Annotated in this window: 6 protein-coding genes; all 6 read left to right on the top strand. The window is 60.9% G+C overall.

What is annotated here, in order from left to right:
- Positions 1-25: 25 nt before the first annotated feature.
- Complete coding sequence (locus NUW13_15265; GenBank protein ID MCR4440379.1) at positions 26-2707, top strand: T9SS type A sorting domain-containing protein; 2682 nt, start codon at positions 26-28, stop codon at positions 2705-2707.
- A 74-nt stretch (positions 2708-2781) separates the two neighbouring features.
- Positions 2782-4293, top strand: coding sequence for a hypothetical protein (locus NUW13_15260; protein ID MCR4440378.1), 1512 nt, complete (start codon positions 2782-2784; stop codon positions 4291-4293).
- Complete coding sequence (locus tag NUW13_15255; GenBank protein ID MCR4440377.1) at positions 4290-7037, top strand: TonB-dependent receptor; 2748 nt, start codon at positions 4290-4292, stop codon at positions 7035-7037. Before NUW13_15260 ends, NUW13_15255 begins: the two co-directional genes overlap by 4 nt.
- A gap of 20 nt (positions 7038-7057) precedes the next feature.
- The gene (locus tag NUW13_15250; protein MCR4440376.1) at positions 7058-8074 is read left to right on the top strand and encodes a PorV/PorQ family protein; all 1017 of its coding nucleotides are present in this window, start codon (positions 7058-7060) and stop codon (positions 8072-8074) included.
- Positions 8075-8090: 16 nt separating this feature from the next.
- Positions 8091-9239: an NHL repeat-containing protein gene (locus tag NUW13_15245; protein MCR4440375.1), complete on the top strand. Its 1149-nt coding sequence runs from the start codon at positions 8091-8093 to the stop codon at positions 9237-9239.
- Positions 9240-9702: 463 nt separating this feature from the next.
- Complete coding sequence (locus NUW13_15240) at positions 9703-12399, top strand: TonB-dependent receptor (protein MCR4440374.1); 2697 nt, start codon at positions 9703-9705, stop codon at positions 12397-12399.
- Positions 12400-12778 lie beyond the last annotated feature (379 nt).

The raw sequence follows: 12778 nt of genomic DNA, 5'->3' as shown, positions 1-12778 counted from the left end.
AAAGCTACTGAGGAGGCAGGAGAGCATGAGAAACAAGGTCTGTGCTTTGATGGTCGCCAGTCTGCTCCTGGCAAGCCTGGCTTATGGGCAGACCAAGATTCGCGACATCCAGTACACCACCGACCCTACGGGCGCCTCACCCTTGAACGGGCAGGTGGTCACGGTGACGGGCGTCGTTACCGCCGAGCATCGCGGGACTAACCCCAATAACGGCGGCATTTCCAACGCCTACTTCTTCATGCAGGATGCTGCCGAGCCCTGGTCTGGCATCCAGGTCCTCTACAACGCTACCCTGGTGGCGGAAGGGGATAGCGTCACGGTCACCGGCACGGTCAGTGAGTACTATGGCCAGACACAGATAAAGGACGTGACGAGTTTCACCCATCATTCCACCCGGAGGAAGCTCCCGCCGCCCTTGGAAGTGACTACGGCGCAGGCGGCCAGCGAAGCCTACGAGGGCTGCCTTGTGCGCGTGAAAAACGTCACTGTTGTGGAGACCAATATCGGTACCTACAAGAACTGGAAGGCCGATGATGGGAGCGGCCCCATCTTGATTGACACGCGCGCCAAGTACTTCTACACACCTGTGGTAGGGGCGCCGATTCGCTCCTTGACCGGCATCGTCCTCTATGGCTCGAATACGTTCAGCATCGCACCGCGCTTAGCGTGGGACATTGTCGAGGGCGGCAGGTTCACGCGGATCCAGCGGGTGCAACAGGTGCGCAACTCTGACCTTCTCCTCGCGCCGGTTGACACGTACTCCGACACCTCATATGCGGTGCGCGATACGGTCACATTTCATGGCATCGTGACCATGCCCACGGGCCTCAGCTACGCGGGCGCTGGGGTAAAGTTCATCATGAGCGAGTTGGAGGGTGGGCCCTGGAGCGCGATCCTCTCGTACCATCCCGATTCCACCGCGTACCCGAGCCTATTCGAAGGCGACGTCATCGAAGTGACCGGCTACATTGGTGAGTACCGCACGGGGCCAAGCAACATGACCGAGCTGTGGATCACCAGCCCCATTGATATCGTCGGCATCGGCCAGCCACTGCCGCCGCCTGATTATGTGAAGACCGGCGACTTGCGCTTGCCGGTCACTGCAGAGCAGTGGGGGAATTGCATGGTGTACGTGAAGAATGTGACGGTGACCAAGAACAATCCCCAGTACGAGCTGTTCGCGGTGAACGATGGCTCCGGCTCGGTGTTGGTGGACGACGACTCCGACAGCCTGTTCACCTACTATGGAGCGCACCCCCGGCCGCCTGTGGGCGCCCAGGCGGATTCCATTCGCGGTTGGGTGTACCATCATTACGGCTACTACACAGACAGCACGACTTACAAGTTGGAGCCCCTCTACCTGCGCGACATCAAGTGGGGTGGGGCGCCGCCAGTCATTAGTCAGGTCGTCCGCGACATCTCTACACCGCGTTCGTCCAACCCGGTCTGGGTGTCCGCTAAGGTGACGAGCAACTTACAGGTGACCGAAGTGGCCCTCATGTACCGCGTGGACGCAGCCTATCCCTTGGCCAAGAAGGCAAACGGAGGTTACACCAGGGTGGTGATGGGCAACCCCAGCGGTGACACCTACACGGGGCAGATTCCTCCGCAGCCGCACGGGAGTTTTGTCAGCTTCTTCATCGAGGCCATGGACAACCAGGGACAGAAGAGCCTGGCGCCATCGGACACGGCCTATCAGCACTACACCTACGTGGTGCGCGATGGCATGCTGCGTGTGGCCGATGTGCAGTATACCCCATGGTCCATCGCCGACTCGCCTTTCGACGGCTATACGGTGACGCTTACCGGCATCATAACCACAGACAGCTCCGCGAACCGCATATTCAAGGCCTACGCCTTGCAGGATGCTGAAGGACCGTGGAGCGGCATCTTCGTGTTCGGGCTCCCCAACACCCTCAGCCGCGGCGACATGGTGGCAGTCACCGGCAAAGTGACCGACTACAATCCCGACTGGCACTACAAGTGGGATAACAACACCGTGCTCCTGGCCGATTCCTATGAGCTGGCCGGCTCAGGATACGCGATTTCGCCCATCGACGTGACCACCGGGACGCTGGCGGCCACCAGCCGGGATGTCGAGGCCTACGAGGGGGTGTTGGTGCGTATCAAGAATGCCACGCTGATGAGCGTCAACCGCTACGACGTGACCTTTGACGACGGCAGCGGCCCCTGCCTCGTCGATGGTGACTTTATGTTAGCTCGGGACCAGGACCCGAACAACCTGTTCTACGTCAACCAGAGCGGTGGGTATCTGGTGGCTTTTGGCGACACCATCCCACCTGGGCAGAAGGTAGACGTCATCCAGGGGATATTCCTGTACAGCTTCGGCACCTACAAGATCGAGGTGCGCGACGCGAAGGATTTCGGCAAGAAAGTGGGGGTTGATCCAGGTTTTGTGCCGCCGGTGCACACCTATCGCTTGGAGCAGAACTTTCCGAACCCATTTAACCCGTGCACCAAGATTTACTTCGAGATTCCGGCGGCCCAGAGTGTGACCGTTGTGGTTTACAACCTGCTTGGCCAGAAGGTGAAGACGGTGTTGGATGAGGCGTTGCCGCCTGGCCGCCACGTGTTGCCATGGGATGGCACCGACGAGCGCGGCCAGCAAGTGCCTGCAGGGGTCTATATCTACCGGATCAAGGCTGGCGAGTTCCTCGCCTCCCGGAAGATGGTGCTGATGCGTTAGCTGTTCATCTGCTTTGGTGACGGACGGCGGTGGTGGTCAGCCTTTCGGCCGAGTGAGAGCAGGCTGAGTTACTCATGACGTCTGTTCCGCACATAAGGGTGAGTTTGCTGCTGGCGCTGACCGGCATAGCGGCGCTGTTGCTGCTCGGCTGCGACAGGAACCCCTTCCACAAGGAGCGGAAGTCCCGGGCGCTGCGCAACGCCGCGCCGGAGACGTTCCTCTTTCTGGCCGTCAAGCCGGACACGCTGCTTATCCCGGGTCCGCACGGGGTGGACACTACCATCGTCGGCCTCGACACCACCGCCAGCAGGCAGATTTTGCACTGGTGGGGAGAGGACGCCGACGGCGAAGTGGTCGGCTACTACATTCAGTGGGACTATCAGCCGGAAAGGCAATGGACCACCGCCGAGTACGACACCTTCTACCTCCCCATTCGGGCGCGTTCCGCCAGCTTCACCTTCCGCGTGTGGGCCGTGGATGATGACGGTGCGGAGGACCCCACGCCTGCGACCATGGCCTTCCCTGTGTACAACTCTCCGCCGGAGATCGCGTTCCGCTATCGCAGCAATCCGCCGGCACCGCCCGGTAACCCCAACGTGACGGCCTACACCTTCCCGACGCGCACCTTCATGTGGGATGTGCGCGACCCGGACGGCGACGAGTCGGTGGTCAAAATCCTCTACGCCCTGGACGACACCACGACCTGGCAGGAGCTACCGGGTACCGCGCGCAGTGTGACCCTGACCGGACTTTCCCCAGGGAGCCATCGCTTTTTCGTCAAGGCAGAAGACATCGCTGGCGCGCAAAGCAGGGTCGTCTCCTTCCCGGATCCAACAGACCCCCAGACGCCCAACACCTGGGTGGTGAAAGAGCCGTGCGGTGACGTGTTGCTGGTGAACGACTTTGCCCAAGACCAGAGCACCTACCAGGTGCAGGGCTACTACGAGCAGCTGCTGCGCAACATCGTGGGCGAAGGCGGCTACAGCGTCTGGGAAATCGGCACCTGGCGCACACCGGTCATCAACCCCCAAAACAGCCTACCCTATGCGACGGCGGACATAAAGGCCAACCTCAGCTACTTCAGGGCGGTGATTTGGTTTTCTCACCTGGGCCGCCCCAATTTGGCGCAGGCTGGCCTGAGCATCACGCAATACATTGCCGCAGGTGGGAAGGTGTTCATTACCAACGCCAACGAGGAGGTGCCCGACACTGCCTGGACCTTTACCGACCTCGACTCGGTTTTCCGCCTTAATCCAGGCGGGCGACTGCTTGCGGGGGTCAAGGTCATTGCCTCCTTCACCAACAGTCCGCGCGACTCGGCTTTGACACTGAAAGTGGGCAAGTTGATTGGGAACCGTGTCTCCGCGCTGGTGCCGGGCCCACAGGCCCAGGTGGTGTGGCGCATGGAGCCTGATTCGACGGCCAGCGTGGCGGTGCCGTACAAGGGCTCGCCGGTGGTCGGCGTGCGGTACATCTTGGGAAAGGGGCGCTCCATCTATTTCTCGCTTCCCTTCACCTATTGCGATGGCTTCGGCAATGCCGAGGAGGTCCTGCGGTACATCTTGCGGGAAGAGTTCGGGCTATGAAGCGAACGTTGGTCATCGTGGTGCTGATGGCGACCTGCTGCTCGGTGGTTGTGGCGCAGCCGCGGAGCAAGGGGAGCATTGCCGGCACTATCGTGGACAAACAGACGCGCGAGCCACTGCCGGGCGTTAACGTCGTGGTCAAGGGCACCTACATGGGCGCCGCTACGGACGAGAACGGGCGCTACGTCATCGAACGCGTCAGCCCTGGCCAGTACGACATTCAAGCCTCCATGATCGGCTACAAGATCCAGCTCCGCACCGGCGTGAAGGTGGCGGCCGGCCAGCGCGTGGTCTTAGACTTTGAGCTGGAACAGTCGGTGCTGGCCTTCGGCCAGGAGATCGTCGTCATCGGCGAGCGGCCGCTGCTGCAGGTGGACCTGACCGCCTCGGAGGTGCACTTTAGCGCCGACGACATACGCCAGCGCATCGTGGAAAACGTCCGGGACATCGTCACCCAACAGGCAGGGGTGGTCAAGGCCGACAACGAGATCCACATCCGGGGTGGCCGCGCGGACGAGAGCCTGTATATCGTCGATGGCATTTCCATCAAGGATCCGCTCTCTGGCTATGGAAACACGTTGTACGTGAACGCCGATGCCATTAAGGAGCTGAAGGTTATCACCGGCGGTTTCAATGCCGAGTACGGCCAAGCCATGTCTGGAGTGATCGACGTCGTGACCAAGGAAGGCGGCGACAACTACACCGGCGGACTTGCCGTCAAGACTGATCGGCCCAATTTTGGCTTGTTCAAGAGCTACAATACGCAGGTGCTGGAATTCAATCTGGGCGGGCCTGAGCCCTTAACCGTGTTTATCCTCCCTGCATTTGGGCTACGCGTGCCGGGGTCGGTGAGTCTTTTTCTCTCCGGGTACGGGAATGTGTCGGACACCTACCTCCCCAAGGCGTCCCGCCTCTATCCGAGGCGTTCTGGGCTGGAGCCGTTTGCCCCGCGCGAAGAGAATGACTGGCACCTCCTGGGCAAGCTCACCTGGCGGGTGAACCCCAACCAAAAGTTCTCCCTGTCCTACGACCGCTCGCTCAGCATCAATCAGGGGTTCTTCCGGCGCTACGTCATCTCGCGGCGCTACTTCCCGTACGAATTCAGCAAGCACCTGGACCACTATCCCACCTTCACCTCGGAGAGCATCCTCAGCAACGCCTCCTGGATGCACACGCTGTCGGCCCGCACCTTCTACGAGCTCACGGTGGGGAACTTTTGGACCTCCACCCACAGCGCCGTGCAGAACAAGCACTGGTCTGAGTATGTGGAACAGTTAGACCTGGAGCCGGTGCGCTATCTTCCCGGCTCAGGCGGCGATGTGGTCATTCGTCGCGGCGACGGCTTCTACGACCACGGCGACTATGGGCAGTGGTTCGACTACTTCAGCGACACCTGGACGCTGAAGGGGCGCCTCACCAGTCAGATCGACCCAAAGCACCAGGTGAAGGGCGGCTTCGAGGTTGAGTACACCACCATGCAGGTGGTGGACATCGTCGATCCCTGGGTGAGCAGCGAAAGCGGCTATGGCCGCAGCTACGACATCTATCGCGTCTACTCTACCGCCGGCGCCTTCTATCTCCAAGATCGCATCACCTACGAGGGCATGATCGTCAACGTGGGGATGCGGTACGACTATTGGTTCCCAGGTAAATTCGTGCAGGATGCTATCAACGACCCGGAGACGGTCATCATCTCGGCGGCGGCGCGCAAGAAGTTCTATGATGATACTTTCGAAGTTTTTGGCATGCGAGGCAAGGGCCATCTGAGTCCGCGGGTGGGGATCTCTCATCCGGTGACCGACCGGGATGTGCTCTACTTCCACTACGGGCACTTTTCGCAGCGGCCGCAAGGGCAGTACGTCTACGCGAAGCTCAAGGCTACCTCCCCGGCTACCTACCAGCTCTTCGGCAATCCGAACCTCAACCCCATCACCACGGTGGCGTACGAGTTGGGCATCAAGCACAAGTTCACCGAAAACCTGGTGGCCGAGTTCAAGGCCTATTACAAGGACATGTTCGACTATCCGACGGCCGAGAGGGTGCGGATGGAAAACCCGCGGCTGGGCAACATCAGCTACCTGATGTACTTCAACATGGACTATGCCCGTTCCAAGGGCATCGAGCTGTGGTTGCGCCAGCGCTACGCCCGTTACCTCACCGGTACGCTGAACTTCACCTACGCGGTGAGCAAAGGAAAGAGCTCAAAGCCGAGCGATAACTTGTTGGTGGAGGCGGGAAGACTGGCAGAGAAGCCGCTGCGCGAGAATTTCTTAGAGTGGGACAGGCCCATCCGCCTGACACTGGACCTGAACCTACACGTGGGCGAGAAGCAAGGGTTCCGCCTTCTCGGTTGGCGGCTGCCGGAAAAGTGGGGCATCAATACGCACTGGGAGCTGGAATCGGGCAAGCGCTACACGCGCCTCATTGACCTTGAGCGGGAGATCTACGACACCGCCCATCCCTATGCCAACCTTGCCCCCACCTGGCACCAGCTCGATGTGCGTGCCTACAAGTATTTCCGGCTCAAGGGGGTAGAGGTCAATTTCCAGGTGGAGATCGAGAACGCATTCAACGCCCTGATCCCGCGTATCATCAATCCGTACACAGGTCGGGAATACAGGCCGGGGGACATTTTGACCAAGAGCTACACGCGCGACATCAACCCGAACCCTAACCCCATCTACGACCCGTCGAAATACCGCTGGCCACGGACGGTGCGGTGGGGAGTTGGGGTGAGATTCTGAATCCTTGCGCTGAGCTTTGCATGTCCAGGCAGAACAAGAGACATTGGCAAGCGTGGATCGCAGTAGCTGTGCTGCTGGGCGCCTGCACGGCGCAGGTGCAGGGCCAGGCGGCATTTCAACTGCTCGGCGGCCAGCGCATCGGCACCGCCTCCGGGACCTTTCTCAAAATCGAAGTTGGGGCGCAGGCAGTGGCGATGAGTGGAGCCGGCACAGCCCTGGCCAGCGACGCCACCGTGCTCTACTGGAACCCCGCTGCTGCGGCGCAGTTGGCGACGAATAGTCTGGCCCTTAGCCACATCGAATGGCCGGCGGACATCCAGTACGAATTCCTCGGCTACGTGCACCACCTACCGCGCATCGGCAGTCTGGGCGTGAGCCTCGGCATGCTGCACATGGCCGACATGGAGGTCACCAACGAGTACTATCCCACCGGTACCGGTGAGTACTTCCGCTTCCAAGACAGCTTCGCCGCCTTCACCTATGCGCGCAAGATGACTAACCGCTTCTCCTTTGGCCTGTCCTTGAAGTACGTGGATGAGCTGCTGGCCGACGTGCGCATGGGCGGGTGGATGATCGACCTTGGCACGTTCTATTGGACCGGCTACCGCCAAGTGCGCTTTGCCGTGAGCCTGGTGAATTTTGGCCCTGACCTTGAAGCACGGGGCTCGTTCCTAAAGAAGACTGTGCAGGGCGAGGTGGTGGAGCAGCCCTACGAAGCCTTCGCGCCGCCGACCACCTTCCGTGTGGGCGTAGCAGGTGACCTGTACACGGCGGAGCATCACACGTTGACTGCGGCCATGCAGGTCAACCACCCCATGGACAATGTGGAGAACGCCGTGGTCGGCTTGGACTTGGAGGTGCTGCAGCGGCTGCACGTGCGGGGCGGCTATCGGATCAACTTTGACGAAGAGCGATTCACCCTTGGCGCCGGGTTGCTGCTTCCTGTGGCCGGTGCTCGTGCGGTGCTGGACTATGCATACAAGGACTTTGCCCATCTTGGCTCGACCCATCAATTCACCTTCAGCTTTGCGTTTTGAGGGGCACACGCTGAGGGTGCGCTACCTGCTCGGTGTGGCGCTGTGCGCCCTGCTGGCCCTGGGCGGCTGCGGGCGGAAGATGCCACTGCCGGCGGTCACTACTGTGGCGCGCTCCTTCGGCGCGAGCGATACCTCCTACATCCCCTTGAACCCCACGTGGGATGCCGGGACGATAGGCTATGCCGCACCGCAGCCTATGGTGCCCACCGATATCAGCATTGGCGATGATGGGTACCTCTTTGTCGCAGACAGCGCCAACGACCGGGTGTTCGTGCTCACCAGCGCCGGTCAGCTCGTGCGCGAGTACGGCTTGGACCAAATAGCCCCGGTACCGGGCCCTCTCGCCCTCGATATCGATGCCAAGCTGAACCTGCTCATTGTGAACGGGGGCAAAACCGTCTGGGTGTGGAACCAGTACCTGCACAGAGAGGGCGTGGACTCTATCGCCGGGGTCACGGGCAAATTCTCCGGCGAGCGCGCAGCCATCGACTCGGTGCTTGGGGTTCACCCCTTCTACGTGGATGAGGGGCGCAAGACCAGCTTCCAGGGAGTGGCCTTTGGCCCGACTGCCTCAAATACCGTCTTCCTGACCGACAAGGGCTACAACCGCATCCTTCGCCTGCGCATTGTGGTCAGCGGCAGGGCGCGCCTGCACAACGGCAGGGTGCATCCGACCTTCAAGGGGGTCTACGACGGCGAGGTGGCCACCTATGGGTCGGGCGCGGGCACGGTGGACAACCCACGCGGCCTCACCGTCGACGGCGAAGGCAACATTTACTTCACGCAACTGGGCGGCAACTTCTTGGTGCAGAAGCTGAAGAAGCAGGGGGACTTTTACTCCTCGGCCTACACGCTGTATCAGCACCCCATCATGGATCTCAACCGGTGTCTCGGCCCGTATGATGTAGCGTTGGATCCGGACGGCGCCATTTTTGTGGCCGACACGCAGGCGGGCAGGGTCTACAAGTTCTTCAACAAGGGGGGCAGCGCGGGCCATCCTGCCTCCTTGGGGAAAACCGGTCTTGGCCAGGAGGTGTTTGCTCGGCCCCGGGGACTGTTTGTTTCCGGTGACAATGTGGTGTATGTGGCCGAGGCCGATGGCCACCGTATTCGCCGCTTCCGTTTCTCAGTTTCCGAGTCAGACCTGCCTGTTGAGCAACCCTGAATAAATCTCGCGCAAGCACTCGGTCCCGGGCTCACCTAGGGTGCTCTACATGTCGCCGGCGATGTCAAGAAACCTTCGATATGTAGAACTTCGTCCTTGACTCCTTGCGGGAGAATCGTTATATTTGTCGGTGTCCGGCAGCGAGCAGGCCGGGCGCAGGACCTCATTGGCTTTTCGGGACAGGTGAGCGCACTGGATGGAGACGTGCCAGGCGGCGGTTCTGTTCTTTGACAACTGTTGAACGGCAAGACCGGCGCGGGCGGAGAGGGCTCAAGCTCCTAACCAAGCCGTTTGAGGAGGCGGACTCGTGCCCTTGTCGAGGGGGCCAGAGGCAAGAGATGGCGGGTTGGCGCACGTCACCCGTCGCAAGGGATGCCTCTTGGCTTGAGGGTCGAAAATCAGGCAAACCGAGGAGCATGCTGCTCCAGTGTGCAAGGAAGGCAACCATTCCTGGAGGGAGTGTATGAAAGGCAAACTACTGGTCATTGTTTCTCTGCTGGTGGTGGTCAGTGTGCCAGGGCTGCTGTTGGCGCAAAGCGGCAGGGTGGTGGGTAAGGTTACCGACGCGCGAACCGGCGCCCCACTGCCTGCGGCCAACGTGGTGTTGCAGGGCACGGTCGTAGGGGCGGCCACCAATCTGGCAGGGGAGTTCGTCATCCCCAAGGCGCCGTTGGGGACGCACCAGCTGCGCGTCAGCTACATAGGTTATCGCACGGCGTTCGTTGAGGTGGGCGTGCAGGCGGGGCTGACCACGCGCGTCGAGATGGAGTTGGAGCCCGAGGTCATCTCCGGCGCCACCATCATGGTGCTCGCCGACAGGGCCAAGATCCGCGAGACGCCAGTGGCTTTCACCGACGTGCGCAAGGAGGAGATGGAGGCACGGCTCGGCTCGCAGGACATCCCTTTGGTGCTGAACACCACCCCGAGTGTGTACGCCACCATGCAGGGCGGCGGCGCCGGTGATGCGCGGGTCAACGTGCGCGGCTTTAACCAGCGTAACATCGCCATCATGATCAACGGCGTGCCGGTCAACGACATGGAGAACGCCTGGCTGTACTGGTCCAACTGGGATGGCGTCGCAGATGCGACCTCCTCCATCCAGATACAGCGCGGCTTGAGCGCCGTCAACCTCGCCACGCCGTCCATCGGCGGCACCATGAACATCATCACCGATCCAACGGCCACCGAGCTCGGTGTCAGGTTCAAACAGGAAGTCGGCAATGATGGCTTCCTGAAGTCGACCCTCATCGCCAACAGCGGCCTGATTGCGGGTAAGTACGCCTTCAGCGCCGGCGCGGTGCGTAAGATCGGTGATGGGGTCATCGACAAGACCTGGACCGATGCTTGGGCCTACTACTTCGGTGCCAGCTGGCAGGTCAACCCCAACAACAGGTTGGAGCTCTACGAGCTGGGCGCCCCCCAGAGGCACGGCCAGAACAGTTTTCGCCAGAACATCGGCGTCTACAGCGCCGAATTTGCCAAGAAGCTGAGTGACTACGACCAAGCGGCGCTCAGCAAGTACTTCCAGGCGGCCCAGGGGCGCAAGTACAACCAGAACTGGGGTCCGGTAAGTCCGTCCTACACCGGCTTGCAGTACTGGGACGGCAAGACGCACGAGCGCTACAACCCCAATTTCATCAACGAGCGCGAGAACTATTACCACAAGCCGCTGGTCAACCTGAACTGGTACTCACAGCTCACGGAGAAGTTGGGGCTGCTGAGCACCGTGTACTACTCGGGCGGCAAGGGCGGGGGCACGGGCACGTTTGGTTCCATCAAATGGAATACAACGACGCCGACGCGCACACCTGACTGGAATGCCACCATCGCTAACAACAAAGCGAGCACCGCAGGCTCGAAGGGGATTCTCCGCAACAGTGTCAATACACAGTGGACGATCGGGGCGATCTCCAAGGTGACCTATCAGCTCAGTGCCCCGGTGAAGTTGACCGCCGGCGTTGATTGGCGCACCGCCGAGATCAAGCACTATCGCGAGGTGCGCGACTTGCTGGGCGGCGAGTACTTCTACGCGAGCCACTCCGACTTTTGGACCGACGCCGAAAAGCAGCGCAAGCTCGGCGACAAGATCGACTATGACTTTACCAACACGGTGGACTGGGCAGGTGTGTTCGGCCAAGCGGAATACGCGCGAGGGGCGGTGACCGCCTACGGCATGGGCGGCTACTCCACGATCAAGTACACCTACACCAACCACTTCCGCAAGGACCCGGCCACGGGCGGCGAGTTGAAGGCCAATACCGACTGGATCTCCGGGTACCAAGTGAAGGGCGGCGCCAGCTACCGTCTGACCAGAGAGTTGGACGCCTTCGCTAACGCCGGCTATGTGGAGAAGGTGCCGATCTTCGACAACGTGATCAACGACCGCACGGGCACCAAGGCCACGGATCCGAAGAACGAAAAGTTCGCCTCGGTGGAGGCTGGCGTTAACTACGTGGGCATGGACGGCAGGTTGGTGGTGCGCGGCAACCTCTACCACACCACCTGGATGGACCGCTCGGTGCCGCGCGAAGTGACCAACCCGGATGGCACCGAGGGCATTATCTTCATCCAGGGCATTGACCTGCGCCACCAGGGTGTGGAGCTGGAGACCTCATTCCAGCCGATGCACCTGTTCCGCATCGAAGGCTCCGCTTCCATCGGCGACTGGAAGTACCTGAAGGACGTCTCCGGTGTCTACAAGGACTACACCACCGGCGGTGCCCAGGACGTCGCCTACAACTTCTACGTCAAGGACCTGAAGGTGGGCGACGCGCCGCAGACGCAGTTTGCCCTCGTGGGCTCGCTTTTCCCGCTGCGTGGGCTAAAGGCGCAGGCGGTCTATCGCTACTACATGCGCCACTATGCCGATTGGGACCCGCTGGGCAGAACCAACCCCGCCGACCGCAAGCAGAGCTGGCGCGCACCCGACTACGGCGTGCTTGACTTCCACCTCACCTACGATCTGCCTTTCCGCTTTGGTGGCGTGGGACTGCAGCTTTTTGCCCATCTGTTCAACGCGCTGGATACCGAGTACATTCAGGATGCCACCGACAACAGCGCGTACAACGCCTGGGACAAGGACCACGATGCGGATGATGCCGAGGTGTTCCTTGGGCTACCGCGCACCTTCAATGCCGGCTTGACGATCACTTACAGGTAGTCCTTTCGCGGCTGCAAGAACCAGGGGCTGGTCGGGTGGCGACCAGCCCCGTTGTGTTTTGCACGGTCACCGCAGTTGGACACTCATTTTTGACCCGGGCTGGGCAAGGACGTTGTGGAGCGACCCATCTCGCGCCGTGGCTAGGGGGTTCTGGCTGCTCCGGAGGGTGAAGGTTGGGGCTCAGTAGCCCAACTCCTGATTGCGCTCGCCCCTGATGGCGAGCACTTGACACAGCCAGGGAGGACACTTCTTGTGCTGTTGCGGAGAAGGCGGTGGGGAGTTGAGGGGGAGAGTCTTTCCTGGACCTGGTAAAACAGAAGATTACTGGCGGTCTTGTCCACCAGCTCGCGCTCGCAGGTGATGGGCTCGGTCTTGTAGA

The sequence above is a fragment of the candidate division KSB1 bacterium genome (assembly GCA_024655945.1).
Taxonomy (GTDB): Bacteria; Zhuqueibacterota; Zhuqueibacteria; order JANLFK01; family Oleimicrobiaceae; genus Oleimicrobium.
The sequence above is the reverse complement of the archived record's forward strand: the minus strand, read 5'-3'. Positions and strand labels throughout refer to the sequence as shown.